This is a genomic window from Pseudomonas sp. SL4(2022) (genome assembly GCF_026625725.1).
In the GTDB taxonomy this organism is placed as follows: Bacteria; Pseudomonadota; Gammaproteobacteria; order Pseudomonadales; family Pseudomonadaceae; genus Aquipseudomonas.
This window is the reverse complement of sequence record NZ_CP113060.1, coordinates 1,405,890-1,422,282: the sequence shown is the minus strand read 5'-3', so window position 1 is coordinate 1,422,282 and position 16,393 is coordinate 1,405,890. Positions and strand designations below refer to the sequence as shown.

Annotated in this window: 14 protein-coding genes; 5 read left to right on the top strand and 9 right to left on the bottom strand. The window is 60.6% G+C overall.

Annotation, left to right across the window (positions count from 1 at the left end):
* From ubiH to OU997_RS06820, 3 genes are read left to right on the top strand one after another with little or no spacing between them, the layout of a single operon-like run.
* Entirely contained in the window at positions 1-1,188 is a 1,188-nt protein-coding gene (gene ubiH / locus OU997_RS06830) for a 2-octaprenyl-6-methoxyphenyl hydroxylase (RefSeq protein WP_267809485.1), read from the top strand.
* A gap of 3 nt (positions 1,189-1,191) precedes the next feature.
* The gene (locus OU997_RS06825; protein ID WP_267809484.1) at positions 1,192-1,674 is read left to right on the top strand and encodes a DUF4442 domain-containing protein; all 483 of its coding nucleotides are present in this window, start codon (positions 1,192-1,194) and stop codon (positions 1,672-1,674) included.
* Between the two features lie 14 nt (positions 1,675-1,688).
* On the top strand, positions 1,689-2,906 hold the full coding sequence (locus OU997_RS06820) for a 2-octaprenyl-3-methyl-6-methoxy-1,4-benzoquinol hydroxylase (protein ID WP_108489132.1): 1,218 nt from the start codon (positions 1,689-1,691) through the stop codon (positions 2,904-2,906).
* A gap of 167 nt (positions 2,907-3,073) precedes the next feature.
* Here the strand turns inward: OU997_RS06820 and dctM are convergent, their stop codons facing one another.
* From dctM to OU997_RS06795, 5 genes are all read right to left on the bottom strand, one after another.
* Complete coding sequence (dctM, locus tag OU997_RS06815) at positions 3,074-4,357, bottom strand: C4-dicarboxylate TRAP transporter large permease protein DctM (RefSeq protein WP_267809483.1); 1,284 nt, start codon at positions 4,355-4,357, stop codon at positions 3,074-3,076.
* Complete coding sequence (locus OU997_RS06810) at positions 4,354-4,986, bottom strand: TRAP transporter small permease (RefSeq protein ID WP_108489134.1); 633 nt, start codon at positions 4,984-4,986, stop codon at positions 4,354-4,356. Before OU997_RS06810 ends, dctM begins: the two co-directional genes overlap by 4 nt.
* A gap of 126 nt (positions 4,987-5,112) precedes the next feature.
* Positions 5,113-6,102 carry a C4-dicarboxylate TRAP substrate-binding protein DctP gene (gene dctP, locus OU997_RS06805; protein ID WP_267809482.1) on the bottom strand — a complete coding sequence of 330 codons (990 nt, stop codon included), beginning with the start codon at positions 6,100-6,102 and terminating at the stop codon, positions 5,113-5,115.
* Positions 6,103-6,390: 288 nt separating this feature from the next.
* A complete protein-coding gene (locus OU997_RS06800) occupies positions 6,391-7,785 on the bottom strand; it encodes a sigma-54-dependent transcriptional regulator (RefSeq protein WP_267809481.1) in 1,395 nt (464 codons plus the stop codon).
* Positions 7,782-9,596 (bottom strand): sensor histidine kinase, encoded by a 1,815-nt coding sequence (locus tag OU997_RS06795; RefSeq protein WP_267809480.1) that lies wholly within the window; start codon positions 9,594-9,596, stop codon positions 7,782-7,784. Before OU997_RS06795 ends, OU997_RS06800 begins: the two co-directional genes overlap by 4 nt.
* A gap of 161 nt (positions 9,597-9,757) precedes the next feature.
* Between OU997_RS06795 and OU997_RS06790 the strand changes: the two genes are divergently transcribed.
* Positions 9,758-11,383 (top strand): methyl-accepting chemotaxis protein, encoded by a 1,626-nt coding sequence (locus OU997_RS06790; protein WP_108489340.1) that lies wholly within the window; start codon positions 9,758-9,760, stop codon positions 11,381-11,383.
* On the opposite strand, the gene rfbD is transcribed toward OU997_RS06790, so the two are convergent.
* The 4 genes from rfbD to rfbB are packed head-to-tail and all read right to left on the bottom strand — an operon-like array spanning position 11,380 to position 14,721.
* Positions 11,380-12,246 carry a dTDP-4-dehydrorhamnose reductase gene (gene rfbD, locus OU997_RS06785; RefSeq protein ID WP_108489339.1) on the bottom strand — a complete coding sequence of 289 codons (867 nt, stop codon included), beginning with the start codon at positions 12,244-12,246 and terminating at the stop codon, positions 11,380-11,382. The two genes, OU997_RS06790 and rfbD, sit on opposite strands and share 4 nt — an antisense overlap.
* On the bottom strand, positions 12,243-12,788 hold the full coding sequence (gene rfbC, locus OU997_RS06780) for a dTDP-4-dehydrorhamnose 3,5-epimerase (RefSeq protein ID WP_267809479.1): 546 nt from the start codon (positions 12,786-12,788) through the stop codon (positions 12,243-12,245). The genes rfbD and rfbC overlap by 4 nt, the downstream gene beginning before the upstream one ends.
* Positions 12,789-12,790: 2 nt before the next feature.
* Positions 12,791-13,657, bottom strand: coding sequence for a glucose-1-phosphate thymidylyltransferase RfbA (gene rfbA, locus OU997_RS06775; RefSeq protein WP_267809478.1), 867 nt, complete (start codon positions 13,655-13,657; stop codon positions 12,791-12,793).
* Entirely contained in the window at positions 13,654-14,721 is a 1,068-nt protein-coding gene (gene rfbB, locus OU997_RS06770; RefSeq protein ID WP_108489336.1) for a dTDP-glucose 4,6-dehydratase, read from the bottom strand. The genes rfbA and rfbB overlap by 4 nt, the downstream gene beginning before the upstream one ends.
* Before the next feature lie 337 nt (positions 14,722-15,058).
* On the opposite strand from rfbB, the gene OU997_RS06765 reads away from it, so the two are divergent.
* Positions 15,059-16,285 (top strand): lipopolysaccharide biosynthesis protein, encoded by a 1,227-nt coding sequence (locus OU997_RS06765; RefSeq protein ID WP_267809477.1) that lies wholly within the window; start codon positions 15,059-15,061, stop codon positions 16,283-16,285.
* Positions 16,286-16,393: the final 108 nt, after the last annotated feature.

Here is a 16,393-nt window from a genome sequence, read left to right as displayed (position 1 = left end):
ATGTCACGCGTCGACATTGCGATTATTGGCGGTGGCTTGGTCGGCGCCAGTCTGGCGGTGGCCTTGCAAACGGAGGCCAAGCAGCGCAACTGGCGTATTTGCCTGATCGAGCCGTTCACCCCGGGCAATGGTTATCAGCCCAGTTACGACGCACGCTCCACTGCGCTGTCGTTCGGCTCGCAGCAGATCTACCAGCGGCTCGGCCTGTGGCAGCAGATCAGCCAGCGCGCCGAGCCGATCAAGCAGATTCATGTTTCCGACCGTGGCCGCTTTGCCGCTGCGCGCTTGAGCGCCGAGGAAGAAGGCGTGCCGGCACTGGGCTATGTGGTGGAAAACGCCTGGCTCGGTGAATGTCTGTGGCAGGCGCTGGATCAGCAGGTGGTGAGCTGGCGCAGCCCGGCTCAGGTTAACCGCATGCAGGCCCTGGCCGATGGCTACCGGCTGACCCTGGACGATGGCAGCGAACTGGAATGCAGCCTGGCGATTCTCGCTGAAGGCGGCCGCTCCGGGCTGCGCGAGCAACTGGGCATTGCCGTCAGCAACACGCCCTATGGCCAGAGCGCGCTGATCGCCAACGTCAGCCCGCAAGAGGCGCATAACGGCCTGGCCTTCGAACGGTTTACCGAAGAAGGGCCGATGGCCCTGTTGCCGCTGGCGGATAACCGCTGCGCGCTGGTCTGGACTCGCGCCACGCTGGAAGCCGAACGCTTGTCGATGCTGGACGATGCGGCGTTTCTTGCCGAGTTGCAGCAGGCCTTCGGTTATCGCCTGGGCAGTTTGCGCCAGGTTGGTACGCGGCATCTCTATCCACTGGCGCTGACGGCCGCCAGGGAGCAGGTGCGTCAGCATCTGGTGGTACTCGGTAACGCCGCGCACAGCCTGCATCCAATTGCCGGGCAGGGCTACAACCTGTCGTTGCGCGACACCCTGGTGCTGGCAGAAACGCTGCTGGACAGCAGCGCGCCCTTGGGCGATCTGACCACCCTGCAGCGCTACCTGAAGAGTCAGCAGATGGATCAGCAGCTGACCGTCGGCTTCTCCGACCAGGTCACCCGCCTGTTCAGCACTGGCCAGCCGCTGCTGGCTGCCGGGCGTAACCTCGGTTTGCTTGGCCTCGATCTTCTTCCTCCGGCGAAACGCTGGTTTGCCCGCCAGGCCATGGGCCTCGGCACCCGTTCGGAGTATTGAGTCATGTCGGCAAATAAATTGGCGCGCAAGGCGCGGCTGCTGCGTTGGGCGATGAACCTGTATCCGCCCTACCTGGGGGCTGGCGTACGGGTGCGGCAGATCAGCGCGGACTTCCGTCAGGTGCAGGTCAAGATGGGCCTGGGCTGGTATAACCGCAACTATGTTGGTACCCAGTTCGGCGGCAGCCTGTATTCGATGACCGACCCGTTTTTCATGCTGATGATCATGGAAAACCTTGGGCGTGAATTTATCGTGTGGGACAAGGCGGCGCGCATCGACTTTATCGCCCCCGGCAAAGGCCCGGTGTACGCCGATTTCAGCATCGACGAACACCTGCTCGAGGACATTCGCCAGCACACCGCCGACGGTGAAAAATACCTGCCCGAGTTGCATGTAGAGGTGCGCGATGGCAGCGGTACCCTGGTGGCGCGGGTGCATAAAACTCTCTACGTGCGACTTAAACCGCGCGCTCGGCAGGCAGCCTGAACAAGGAATATGTGATGCAAGCGGATCTGATCATCGTTGGCGCAGGCATGGTGGGCAGCGCCCTGGCACTGGCCCTGCAGGATCAGGGCCTGGAAATCCTGCTGGTTGATGGCAGCCCGCTGAGCGTCAAGCCCTTTGATCCGCAGGCCGCCTTCGAGCCGCGAGTCAGCGCGCTGTCGGTGGCCAGCCAACGCATTCTTGAACGCCTGGGTGTGTGGGATGGCATTGCCGCGCGGCGCGCCTGCTCCTATTCCGAGATGCAGGTGTGGGATGGCTCGGGCACCGGGCAGATTCACTTCAGCGCGGCCAGCGTGCATGCCGAATCCCTGGGCCATATCGTCGAAAACCGCGTGGTGCAGGACGCGCTGCTTGAGCGCCTGCATGACAGTTCGATTGGCTTGCTGCCAGGTGCACGTCTGGAGCAGTTACGCCGCTCCGGCGAGGGCTGGTTACTCAGCCTGAGCGACGGCCGTGAGCTACGCGCGCCGTTGATCATTGCTGCTGACGGCGCCAACTCGGCGGTGCGCCGTTTAGCCGGTTGCGCCACCCGTGAATGGGATTACCTGCACCACGCCATCGTCACCAGCGTGCGTTGCAGCAAGCCAAATCAGGCCACCGCCTGGCAGCGCTTTACCGATGACGGCCCGTTGGCCTTTTTGCCGCTGGCCGGTCCCGAAGGTGAGCACTGGTGCTCGATTGTCTGGTCGGTTACGCCCACTGAAGCCGAGCGGCTGATGGCATTGGATGATGCGGGTTTCCGCCGCGCCCTCGGTTTTGCCTTCGAACATCGTCTGGGTGAGGTGCTGCAAGCTGACCCGCGCCTGTGTATTCCGTTGCGTCAGCGGCACGCCAAGCGTTATGTCGAGGATGGCCTGGCACTGATTGGCGATGCCGCGCACAGCATCCACCCGTTGGCCGGGCAGGGCGTCAACCTGGGCTTTCTTGATGTCGCGGTATTGGCTGAGGTGTTGCTGCACGCCGCGCAACGTGGCGAGCGTCTGAGTGATGTAAAGGTGCTGAGCCGTTACGAGCGCCGGCGCATGCCGCATAACCTGGCGATGATGGCGGCGATGGAAGGCTTCGAGCGGCTGTTCCAGGCCGATCCGCTGCCCGTGCGCTGGCTGCGCAACAGTGGCCTCAACTGGGTGGACGACCTGCCGGAAGCCAAGGCGCTGTTCGTGCGTCAGGCGCTGGGTTTGTCGGGTGACCTGCCAGAGTTGGCGCGGGTTTAACTCGTTAGCCCAGTGATGCGCGGTGCGCCGATGGTGGGTTACGCCGCACGGCGTGAACCTGGCCATGGCGCATGGTGCCAATCCGCCTGACAAAAAACTGCGAGCAAAAAAAGCCCGGCACCTAGGCCGGGCTAAAAGTGTGCAGGGAAGTGCACACAGAGTTGCTGTCAGGTCATGCCCAGCCAGTTTGGCAGTGCCAGGGATATTGACGGCACGTAGGTGATCACTACCAGGAAGCCCAGCAAAATCATCAGCCATGGCCAGGCAGCCTTGACCACGGCGGTCAGCGGCATGCCGGTCACCGCCGAGGTGACGAACAGATTGAGTCCCACCGGTGGCGTGATCAGGCCGATTTCCATGTTCACCACCATGATAATGCCCAGGTGGATCGGGTCGATGCCCAGTTGCACGGCAATCGGGAAAAGGATTGGCGCGAGGATCAGGATGATCGCCGACGGCTCCATAAAGGCGCCCGCCACCAGCAACACGATGTTCACCACCAGCAGGAACTGCCAGGGTTGCAGGCCCATGTCCACCACCCAGGCGGTGATGGTCTGCGGGATCTGCTCAGTGGTCAGCACGTGGGCGAAGAGCATGGCGTTGGCAATGATGAACATCAGCATGATGCTCAGCTTGCCGGACTCCAGCAGCACCTTCGGGCACTCGCGGATGGTCATGTCCTTGTACACGAACAGCGCCACTAAGCCGGCGTAGACCGCCGCCACAGCAGCGGCTTCGGTTGGGGTGAACATGCCGGTGTAGATGCCGCCGAGGATGATCACCATCAGCAGCAGGCCCCATACGGCTTTGCGTGCAGCGGTGAGGAACTCACGGAAAGTGGCACGTGGCATGGCCGGCAGGTTCATCTTCCGCGCGACGATATAGATCGCCACCATCAGGATTACGCCCAGCAGCAGGCCCGGTACCACACCGGCCATAAACAGCTTGCCCACCGACTGCTCGGTTGCCGCGGCGTACACCACCATGACGATCGACGGCGGAATCAGGATGCCCAGGGTGCCGGCGTTACACACGATACCGGCGCCGAAAGCCTGCGGGTAACCGGAGCGCACCATACCGGCGATGGCAATCGAACCGACGGCAGCCACGGTGGCTGGGGATGAGCCGGACAGCGCCGCGAACAGCATGCACGCCAATACCGCCGAGATGGCCAGGCCGCCACGGATATGGCCGACGCAGGCGTTGGCGAAATCGATCAGGCGCTTGGCCACGCCGCCGGTGGTCATAAAGGCACCGGAGAGCAGGAAGAACGGGATCGCCAGCAGGGTGTAGTGCTCACTGGTTTCGAACAGCTTGATCGCCAGCGAACGCACCGAGTCCGGGCTGAACAGCATGATGGTCAGCGCACCGGAGAGACCCAGCGACGCGGCAATCGGCACGCCGATAAACATCAGTAGGAACAGCAGGACAAAGAGGAACAGGATGGTCATGGCTTGTGCTCCTCATGCTCATTGATCTTCAGCGCGTCGGCGGCTTCATCGGCCAGGCCGAGGCCGGTCTGCTGGTTACGCAGGATGCGCACGAAGATTTCAAAGAAGCGGATAAACACCATGGCGTAGCCGAACGGCACGATGGCAGTGATGTGCCATTGCATGATGCCGTAGTGACCGAGGTCCTCGGCGCCGATGCCGGCGGTGAACAGGGTTTTCACCCAATCGAAGCTGGCCACGGCGATCAGCCCTGCATAACCCAGGCAGGCCATGCATGCGATCAGGCCGATAACCCGCTGCACCGGTTTGCTGGCCAGTTTCACCAGCGCATCCACGCCGATATGCCCGGCGGTGCGCACACCGTAGGCCAGGCCAAAGAAGATCAACCAGGCGAACAGCGCCTTGGTCAGGGCAATGCTCCAGGTCATCGACTGGGCCATGCCGAGAATGCTGTCGCCAATGGCGAAGAAAAACTCGCTGCTGCCTTCCCAGCGATCCGCCAGGTTGTAGAACAGCGTGTAGAGGTTGTTGAGGATCACGTAGACGAAGGTCACCAGCGTCATGGCGGCCAGCAGGAACGCGATAAAGCCTTCCTCGAAGTGGTCCCAGACGCGCCGCAAGGCGTTCATCAATAGAGTCTCCAGTGGTGAGGGGCAGCGTACCCAGGCAGCCGGCAAGGGGTGCCTGGGTAGTCGGCCAATCGCGCAGCAGCAAGGCTGCGCTGTGGTTGGGTGCAGGCCGTAGCCTGTTCCGCCTTACTGGTTGGCTGCGTCGGCAGCCTTGATCAGGTCGGCACCGATTTCCGCTTCGAACTTGCTCCACACTGGCTTCATGGCATCGCGCCATTCATTACGCTGCTCTGGGGTCAGGGTAATGATCTCGGTGGTTTTGGCTTCGAGGATGCGCTGCTTGTCGCCTTCGTTGAGGGCGTCAGCCTGCTTGTTCACTTCGGCAGTCACTTCCACGATGATCTTGTCCAGCTCGCTGCGCACATCGGCAGGCAGGCCGTTCCAGAACTTGGTGTTGGTGATCAGCATGTAGTCCAGAACACCGTGGTTGGATTCGGTGATGAATTTCTGCACTTCATGCATTTTCTGGCTGTAGATGTTCGAGTAGGGGTTCTCGGCACCGTTGACCACGCCAGTCTGCAGGCCTTGGTAAACCTCGGCGAAGCTCATTTTGCGCGGGTTGGCGCGCACAGCCTTGAACTGCTCTTCCAGTACGGCAGAAGCCTGTACGCGGAATTTCAGGCCGCGGGCGTCTTTCGGCTCACGCAGCGCCTTGTTGGCGGACAGCTGCTTGAGACCGTTGTGCCAGTAGGCCAGACCGGTGATGTTTTTCTCTTCCATGGATTTCAGCAGTGCCTGACCTTCCGGGCTCAGCTGGAAGCGGTCAACGGCGGCCATGTCGTTGAACAGGAACGGCAGGTCGAAAATCTGGATTTGCTTGGTGTAATGCTCGAATTTGGCCAACGAAGGCGCGATCAGTTGCACGTCACCGAGCAACAGCGCTTCCATTTCCTTGCCGTCACCGAACAGCGAGGAGTTCGGGTAAACCTCGACCTTGACTTTGTCGCCCAGACGCTCTTCGGCGAGCTTCTTGAACAGCGCGGCACCCTGGCCTTTTGGGGTGTGGTCGGCGACCACGTGGGAGAACTTGATCACGATCGGATCGGCGGCCTGGGCCATACCGGCGATGCTCAGCGACAGGGCGCACGCGAGCGCCTTGGCAGTCAGTTTGAACATGGAATTTTTCCTCTTGTTTTTGTAGTGCGTGATGCGCCTTAGCGCGGCAAGACAGACTCAAGTCCAGGCGGTCTGCCAGAAAGTGGCTGGCCGCTGGGCAGCGATTGCCTCAACCAGGGCGTGTGTGAGTCGCCTGCAGGAGCCTAGAGCAACGGCCATGCCAGCCTGCGGCGGATTGCCGCTGTTCAGGCTAGAGGCCAGGTTTGTCGGGGCTTGGCGCTGCTTGGGGAGAAGGCGGGCGGCTTGTGGCGGCCGCCGCCGGAGAGGCTATTGGCGGAATTCTGCCAATCAGTCAGGGTTGTCTGGCGAGCTTCCGCCAGCGTCGGCGAAGCTCAGCCCATGCTTGCGCAATTTGTCGTGCAGGGTCTTGCGCGGCACACCGAGGGCTTCGGCCAGGCTGCGCAGCGAACTGTGTGAACGGCTCAGTTCGGCGCTGATCAGGCTGCGCTCGAAGGCCTCCACCTGGGCATTCAGGCCACCGCTGTTGCCGTCTTCATCGGGCATGGGCGCAGTGGCTTGGGTTTTCAGGTCGAGGTCCAGTTCCAGTCCCAGGGCAAAGCGTTCGGCGGCGTTCTGCAATTCACGCACATTGCCCGGCCAGGGGTGGCGCAGCAGGGCGGCACGCTGGCCCGGTTGCAGGCTGCGTTCGGTCAGGCCATGGCGGCTGCGGGCGGCCTCGGCGAAGTATTGAAACAGCATCAGGGTGTCTTCACCGCGTTCGCGCAGCGCTGGAATGCGCAGTGGGGCGACGTTCAGGCGGTAATACAGGTCAGCGCGGAAACGTCCCTGGTCAGCGGCCTGGCGCAGGTCTTCCTTGGTCGCGGCAATCACCCGGATATCCAGAGGAATCAACTGATTGCCACCGAGGCGTTCGACCACTCGCTCCTGCAGCAGGCGCAGCAGTTTGACCTGGACTTCCAGGCTCATGCTTTCGATTTCATCAAGAAACAGCGTGCCGCCATTGGCAAATTCGAACTTGCCGATGCGGCGCTTCTGCGCGCCGGTAAAGGCGCCCTGTTCATGGCCGAACAGCTCGCTTTCCACCACCGATTCCGCCAGGGCGCCGGCGTTGATCGCGACGAAGGGCCCGGCCCGGCGGCTGGACAGATCGTGCAGCGCGCGCGCCACCACTTCCTTGCCGGCACCAGTTTCGCCGAGGATCAGCACGTCGCTGTTGATCCCGGCCAGGGCGCCAATCTGTTCACGCAGGCGCAGCATGGCGGGCGACTGCCCCACTAAACGCGCCGACAGGGTGTGGCGATCGGCCAGGGCCATGCGCAGGCTACGGTTATCCAGTACCAGGCGACGCAGAGCCAGGGCGCGGCGCACGCTGTCGAGCAGGTCGTCGCTGGCGAAGGGTTTTTCCAAGAAGTCATAGGCCCCGGCACGCATGGCCTGCACGGCCAGCGGCACATCGCCGTGGCCGGTAATCAGCAGCACTGGCAGTTCCGGGTCCTGTTCCTGCAGTTGTTGCAGCAGCTGCAGGCCATCGATACCGGGCATGCGGATATCGCTGACCACCACGCCCGGCCAGTCGCGTTCGATGCGCGCGGCCACACCATGGGCATCGGCCAGGGTGCAGACCTTCAGCCCGGCCAGGTCGAGGGTCTGGCTCAGCGCCTGGCGCAGGTGGGGGTCGTCATCGATCAACAGCACCTGGGTGCGGGAATCGATCATGCTCATACGACAAAATCCTCTTGGGACTGGGTTTTGATGCCCTGATCCGCTGCGCGCAGGCGCAGGGTCAACTGGGCGCCACCGTCGGCATGGTTGGCCAGCAGCAGTTCGCCGCCCAGGGCGCGCATCAGGGTATCGCAAATGGCCAGGCCGAGGCCGAGGCCCTGGGCGCTGGTCTTGGTGGTAAAGAAGGGTTCGCGGGCGCGCTGCAGGGCTTCCTGGCTGAAACCGGGGCCATTGTCGCGTAGGTGCAGGTCAATCCCGCTGGCGGTGACTTCCGCGCTCAGCCACAGGCGGCGCGGTTGTGGTACTTCACTCAGGGCGTCAAGGGCATTGGCCAGCAGGTTGCCAAGCACCTGGCGCAAGCGGGTTTCCCCGGCCTGCACCCATAGCGTGGCGTCCGGCAGGTCGCGGATCAGTTCAACTTGCATGGCCTGCCGGCGCTTGGCCAGCAGTGCCAAGGCATCATCGATGGCGGGCTGCAAGGCCACGCTTTCCGGAGCGTGGCGGTCGCGGCGAGCAAAGGCGCGCAGGTGGGCGATGATTGAGGCCATGCGTTCGGTGAGTTGGCTGATCAGCTTGAGGTTGGCGCGGGCATCGTCGCTGCGCTGGTGGTCGAGCAGCACGCCGGCGTTGTCGGCGTAGCTGCGGATGGCCGCCAGCGGCTGGTTGAGTTCATGGCTGATGCTCGCGCTCATGGTGCCGAGGGCCGAGAGTTTGCTGGCTTGCACCAGTTCATCTTGTGCTTGAACCAGTTCCTGCTGGGCCTGTTCACGCTCCAGCACTTCCTGTTTCAGCCGGCTGTTGAGCCGCTCCAGGTCCAGGGTGCGCTCCAGTACGCGCTGTTCCAACTGCTGGCGCGCCTGGCTATCAAGGGCAATGCGCTCCAGGTAGTGGCGGCGACGTTGCATCAGCAGGCCAAGCAGCAGCATCAACAATAACAGGATGCCGCCAGCCGCAACCAGAGCGGTGCGCACCGGGCGGTCGAGCAGGCTGCGTGGGGCGAGGATACTGACGGTCCAGCCGGTTTCCTTGAGTTCGCGATCCTGGCGGATCCAGTTTCGCGCGTCCAGCTTGATCGGCGGCGGCGCCTGGGTCGGGTAGGGCAGGTTAGCGGCTATTGCGGCGCGCTCTGCGGCGTCCAGCGGGCGGCTGGCGGTAAACCGCCACTGGCTGTTGGACGTGAGAATCACCACGCCATTGGCATCGGTTACCAGCAGTTGTTCCGGGGTATTACCCCAGAGGGTTTCGGTGTGGTCGAAATCGACTTTGACCACCAGTGCGCCGAGGTTGCGCTCGCCATCGCGTACGGCTGCGGCGAAATAGTAGCCGCGTTTGCCTGACGTCGTGCCGAGGCCGAAGAAGCGCCCCTGGCGGCCAGCGATGGCCTCGCGGAAGTAGGGGCGGAAGGCAAAGTTGCGGTCGACGAAGGAGTCGGTCTGCTTCCAGTTGGAGGCGGCCAGGGTCTTGCCGTTGGGGTCCATCAGGTAGATCACGTCGGCGCCGGTTTGTGCGCTGACTTGATCCAGCAGGCGGTTGGCGCTGTCACGGGCGCTCTGCTGATCGGGCTGTTGCAGGGCCATGCGCAGGGCGGGTAAGTCGCCAAGAATTGGCGGTAGCACTTCATAGCGACGCAGTGTGCCGAGTAGATTGGCCACATACAGGTCGAGGGTCTGGCGATTCTGTTCGACCAGTACGCCGCTGTAGTAACGCTCGGCCAGTTGCTGCACAGGCCACAGCAGAGGTGTCAGCAGCAGCGCCAGGGCGGCCAGGCTGCGCCAGCGCGGACGGCTGGGGTGCGGGTGAGCGGTGGGCATGTGGTTACTCGATGTGGAGTCTCGGGTGGCTGTTATGCAATAAGCGGGCAAGCTTGCCGATATGGTCAATACTCACTGTGTCCGGCATCGCTCTGGAGTATTGGTGCCACTGTGCTGCGCCCGGCATGAACGGCTGCGCTTTAGTTTCTGGAGATATCCTGATGCTGGCTCAATTTACGGTTCGGGCGCGTTTGTTGATGCTGGCAGTGGTACCACTGCTGGTGCTGATTGTGGTCATCGGCATGGCGTTGTCCAACGCCAGCAAGCTCAATGACAGCTTTGATGAGCTGTTTGTTGATCGCATGCGGCCGATCAGTCAGCTCAAGGTGGTGTCCGATGCCTACGCCGTGGCGATGGTGGATGCGTTGCATAAGTACCGCTCAGGTGTGTTTGACCAATCGGCGTTGCGTAAGGCCTTCAGTGAGGCGCGCAGCCGTGGTGACCAGGCCTGGGCGCAATACATAGCGACTCGATTGACAGCCGATGAGAGTCGCCGGGTCGAGCGGACCAAGCCGCTGTTGCTGCAGGTTCAGCAACTGGCCGATCAGTATCTGGCCCAGGTCGATTCGGGTCAGTTGCGGGCTGCCGAGGCCGAGGTCTTCAATCGGACCTTGTACGACACCTTTGACCCTTTGGGTGGAGAGCTGGAGGGGCTGATCAGCCTGCAGCTGAGCGAGGGCGAGAGGCTCAATACACTGACCACTGAGCAGTACCACTCCATGCGCGATGTCTTTCTGCTGATTGGTGCGGTGGCATTGATTCTGGTGCTGGTGGCCGCCTTGCTGATCAGTCTGTCGATCATTCGCCCGCTGTCCGGTTTGCGTGGTGTGATCAGCGAAGTGCAACAGTCATCCAACCTGACCTTGCGGGCAGACACGCACGGGCGTGATGAGGTCTCCGATACCGCGCGGGCGTTCAATAAGCTGCTGGAGCATCAGCAGGCTCTGATCAGGCATTTGACCGATACAGCCATTCAGCTGGCCGCCGCTTCCGAGGAAATGAGTGCGATCAGTGCCCAGGTCAGCCATGCCGCCACGGCGCAGGGTGACCAGACCAATATGGTCGCCACCGCCGTGCATCAGATGAGCGTAGCGGTGCAGGAGGTGGCACGCAATGCGCAGTCCACCGCCACGAATGCGGCGGACGCAAACAAGGAAGCGCGCCAGGGCAGCGAGTTGGTGCAGTCCAACCTCACATCGATTCAGGGGCTGTCGACCTCGGTGGAAAAAGCCGGTGAGGTGATCGACACCCTGCACAGCCAGAGCGATGAAATCAGCAAGGTGCTTGGGGTGATCCAGAGTATTGCCGAGCAGACTAACCTGCTGGCGCTCAATGCGGCGATCGAGGCCGCACGCGCCGGTGAGGCGGGGCGTGGCTTTGCCGTGGTGGCCGATGAGGTGCGCAGCCTGGCCAGCAATACGCAGAAAGCCACCGAGTCGATCCGCAGCATGATCGATGCCCTGCAAGGCGGCGCGCGCAGTGCGGTGAGTGCCATGCAGCTCTCGCGCGAGCAGGCGCAGAACAGCGTCAGTCATGCCCGTGAAGCGGGTGAAGTGCTCAATCATATTGCCCATGCCATCGAAGGTATCGCCGACGGCAACGTGCAGATTTCCGCCGCTACCGAAGAGCAGACGGCGGTGGCCAATGAGATCAGCCAGAACATCAGCAGTCTTAACGACAGCATCGGCGAGGTGGTCAACGGCGCTGAGCAGAGCTCGATTGCCAGTCGCGATCTGGCGCAGCTAGCCACCGGGTTACAGCAGCAGATTCAGCGCTTCAGGGCTTAACTACGAGCTAGACATTGCTCCAGCGCGGCTTGCCAGGTTGGCAGTTGAACGTGCCAGTCCTGCTGCAGGCGGTTGCAGTCCAGGCGCGAATTAAGCGGGCGCTGCGCCGGGGTTGGGTAGGCGCTGCTGGGAATGGACTGCAGTGTGGCCACTTTTTTGCCCTGGCTGCGCAGGTGTGCGGCAATGGCACTGGCAAAGCCGAACCAGCTGGTTTCGCCCTGCGCGGTCAGGTGATACACGCCCCACGGGCCGGCCTGGCCGCTGCGCCACTGTTCGATCAGCAGCGCCGTGGCTTGAGCGATAGTGCCTGCCCAGGTTGGTGCGCCGATCTGGTCGTCCACCACCGAAAGACTTTCGCGCTCCTGCAGCAGGCGTTGCATGGTCAGCAGGAAGTTTTTGCCGTGCTGCGAATAGACCCAGCTGGTGCGCAGAATCAGGTGCATGCCGTTCACGGCCTGAATCGCCTGCTCGCCAGCCCGTTTGCTGCGGCCATAAACACTGAGCGGATTGGTGGCGTCGCTTTCGCGGTAAGGCACGGCGTGGTTGCCATCGAACACATAATCAGTGGAGTAATGGATCAGCGGAGCACCAAGCTCGGCGGCAGCCTCGGCGAGGATGCCGGGTGCTGTTGCGTTGATCGCGAAGGCCAGCTCCGGCTCGCTCTCGGCCTGATCCACGGCGGTGTGTGCGGCGGCATTGATGATCAACTCGGGGTGCAGGCACTGAACCTGCTGGCGAATCAGCTCGGGTTGAGACAGGTCCAGCTGCTCGTGGCCCAGTACCGTCAGTGAGCCTGCGCCTTGCAGGGTGCGCTGTAGTTCCTGACTGACCTGGCCATGCCGGCCGAGCAGGAGAATTCTCACGGGAAGACCTGCGCATCGATGAAGCTGAGGCCAGCCTGGTCCTTGGTCGACAGTTGCGGCGCATTTTCCAGTGGCCAGTCGATGGCCAGCGTCGGATCATCCCAGCGAATGCAGCGTTCATGTTCGGGGGCGTAGTAGTCAGTGGTCTTGTAGAGAAACTCGGCGAACTCGCTGAGCACTACAAAACCATGGGCAAAACCTTCCGGCACCCACAGTTGCCGCCTGTTTTCGGCGGACAGTAGGGTGCTCACCCATTTGCCGAAGGTGGGTGAGCTGCGCCGTAGATCCACGGCTACGTCATAAACTTCACCGGCGGTGACGCGCACCAGTTTGCCCTGCGCTTGCTGCACCTGGTAATGCAGGCCGCGCAATACGCCGCGTTGCGAGCGTGAGTGGTTGTCCTGGACAAACTCGCGCTGCAGGCCGGTGGCTTCGGCAAAGCTGCGAGCGTTGAAGCTCTCGAAGAAAAAGCCGCGCTGATCGCCGAATACCTTGGGCTCGAGAATGATCACGCCGGATATTTCGGTGCTAAGAGCTTGCATGGTCAATCCTCGGCCAGCTTGAACAGGTAGTGGCCGTAGCCGGTTTTGCCAAAGGCTTTGGCCTGGGCCAGCAGTTGCTGGCGATTGATCCAGCCCTGCTGGTAGGCGATTTCTTCCAGGCAGGCGACTTTCAAGCCTTGACGGTGTTCGATGGTCTGCACGTATTGCGAGGCATCCAGCAGGCTGTCGTGGGTGCCAGTATCGAGCCAGGCAAAACCACGGCCGAAACGCTCTACACGTAGGTCGCCGCGCTGCAGGTAGGCATTGTTGACATCGGTGATTTCCAGCTCGCCGCGCGCCGAAGGTTTGACCGCTTTGGCGATTTCGACCACATCGTTGTCGTAGAAGTACAGGCCGGTCACCGCATAGCTGGATTTAGGGACGGTGGGCTTTTCCTCGATGGAAATGGCCTTGCCCTGGGCGTCGAACTCAACCACGCCAAAGCGCTGCGGGTCATTGACCCAATAGCCAAATACGGTAGCACCCGAGGGCTCGGCTGCAGCACGCAGAAGTTTCTCGGTGAAGTGTTGGCCGTGAAAAATGTTATCGCCGAGGATCAGGCAGACCGAGTCGCCACCAATGAAGTGTTCGCCCAATACAAAGGCTTGGGCGAGGCCGTCGGGTGAGGGTTGTTCGGCATACTCGAAGTGCAGGCCGAACTGCTGCCCGTCACCAAGCATTTTGCGGAAATTCGGCAGGTCCTGTGGCGTTGAGATGATCAGGATTTCACGAATGCCGGCGAGCATCAGTACGGAGATCGGGTAGTAGATCATCGGCTTGTCGTAGATCGGCAGCAGCTGTTTGGACACGCCGAGGGTGATCGGGTGCAGGCGGCTGCCGGAGCCGCCTGCCAGAATGATGCCTTTCATTGTGCTGCTCCTTGGGGGGCGCCGAGGCGTTCGCGTTGGTAGCTGCCATCCTGCACGCGCCGACACCAGTCGAGGTTGTTCAGATACCAAAGCACGGTTTTGCGCAGGCCGCTGGTGAAGGTCTCGGCGGGTTTCCAGCCGAGCTCACGTTCGATCTTGCTGGCATCAATGGCGTAGCGCAGGTCATGGCCTGGGCGGTCGCTGACGAAACTGATCTGCTCTTTATATGAGCCGTTCTGGCGTGGGGCCAACTCGTCCAGCAGCACGCAGATGCTTTCCACTACATGCAGGTTCTTTTGCTCGTTGTGCCCGCCGATATTGTAGGTTTCGCCGACCTTACCTTCGCTCACCACCTTTAACAGTGCGCGGGCATGGTCTTCCACATACAACCAGTCACGCACTTGCTGGCCATTGCCGTATATCGGTAACGGCTTGCCATCCAGAGCATTGAGGATCACCAGCGGGATCAGCTTTTCCGGGAAGTGGTAAGGGCCATAATTGTTCGAGCAGTTGCTGATCAGCACCGGCAGGCCATAGGTGCGCTGCCAGGCGCGCACCAGATGATCCGATGCGGCCTTGCTCGCCGAGTAGGGCGAGCTGGGGGCGTAAGGCGTGGTCTCGGTGAACAGATCATCTACGCCGTGCAGGTCGCCATACACCTCGTCAGTGGAAATATGGTGAAAGCGAAACGCTGCCCTGCGCGCCGGGTCCAGCAGCATCCAATAATGGCGCGTGGCTTCGAGCAATGCATAGGTGCCGACGATATTGGTCTGGATAAACGCCGCTGGGCCGTCGATGGAGCGGTCGACATGTGATTCCGCCGCAAGATGCATGATCGCGTCCGGCTGAAACTCGGCCAGCGCCTGGCTTACAGCTGTGCTGTCGGCAATATCCGCCTGCACGAAGCGATAGCGCGGATGATCAGCAACACTGGCCAGCGACTCGAGATTGCCGGCATAGGTCAGCTTGTCGAGGTTGAGTACCTGATGCGCAGTGTTGCTCAGCAGGTGACGAATCAGTGCTGATCCGATAAAGCCGGCGCCGCCGGTGATAAGGATGTGCATAGGCAGCGCCTGTTGTGTGGTTCGGCAGGGTGTGTCGGCTGAGCTGATGGTATCGAGCGAAATTCTATCTTTGAGTGTCAGGCGCGTGGTTGCTTAATCCGGTGCGCTCCATTCGCATTCTTATACTGTTCCTGATCATTAATATAACTTTCGCTGCTGCAATGTAGTGTGCATGCCTTGTGGGCAAGATGATAGGTTTATGGATTGGACTGTCAACCATGTGTGTTGCCGTAGTCGTTAAGTGCGCCATGGTTGTTCGCTTTTTTCTTTCTGCACTTTTGTGGGGCGTCAAGTCGGCCTGTGTGATGTGCGTTTTCAATAATGGATAGGCGGCTGAATGGAAAAGTTAGGGGGTGGGGTTTGGGTTTTACTGGGGCAGGCGCTGCAAAGTCTGGTTAATTTTGCCACTGTCATGGCATTGGGGTATTGGGCAGGGCAGGAGGAGTTGGGTGTTTTTGCGCTGGGTTTTTCATTTTGTTTTTTGGCGATTTCTCTGGGCGACACGCTCGTGGCTACACCCTACACCTACTTCCAGTCTCAGGAGGGCGAGGGGCGTCGCTTGTATTTTAGTGCGGCAATGCTGAGTAACTTGGCGTTAGTGTCTGTTGTTGTAGCGTTTTTCTGGATTGGACTGTGCGTCGGTCTCTACAGCCTGTCGGTGCTTGGTTTAGTGTTGCCGTTTGCTTTGATAGGGCTTGTTTATAGAGAGTTCTTTAGGCGTCACTTATATGTCGCCGATAAGTTGGCGCGCTCATTTAGATTTGATTTGCTTTCATCTGCCATTCAGTTCGGGTTAGTCTCGGTGCTGATTCTTTTTGAGGCATTGTCCGCAGTCACTGCATTTGCTGTTATCGCCTGTGCTTCATTGTTGCCAACGTTTTTGGGTGTATACCAAGAGCGTGTTTTTTGGGGCTGGCACTCTTGGGCTGATAGTTGGCAGCGTGCGCAGTCATTTGCGCGCTATGGGCGTTGGCTGGTGCTGGGCGGAGGTTGTCATGTCGCCAGTCTTCAACTCTACCCCTGGCTAGCCTTGCTGGGTGGTGGGTTGGCTCAGGTCGGTGGTTTTGCGGCATGTATGGCATTGACTAACCTGGTCAATCCGTTACTTGTGGGGGCTACCAATTATTTGCGGCCGCAATTTATGCGGCGTTATGCGCAGTATGCGGATAAGGGGTTTGTCGCTTATGTGGTGCGTTGGGGGGTGTTTTTTGCGTTGCCGGCGGTTGCGTATTTGTTAGTTGTCTTGCTGTTCGGTGGAGACTTGTTGGTTTTACTGTATGGCGATGCTTATTTCGCTGGCGCTAATGCGTTGAGTTTTATGGGGTTTGGGGTTGTTGCCATTGCGTTGTCAGCTCCACTGCAGTTGGCTTTTTTAGCAATGCGTGTGCCTGTAACAAATTTAATTTATCACGGTACGGCACTGCTTTTGCTGCTGTCGCTGGCTGCGGTTTTCACTGAAAACCTGTCATTGCCTATGTTGGGTATTTTTTATGGTGGCGTGAATTTTGCTGCATTTGCTGTTCTGCTTGTGCTGTTTTGGCGGCGAGTCCGGGCGAGATGTTAGGTGTGAGTCTGATAATAATTTGACGTCAATTTTTATTAGAGCGGAGACCGTTGGCGGATCAATTGCTTTGAATAATTAATTCTTTGTTCTGAAAAGGATTTTTACTTA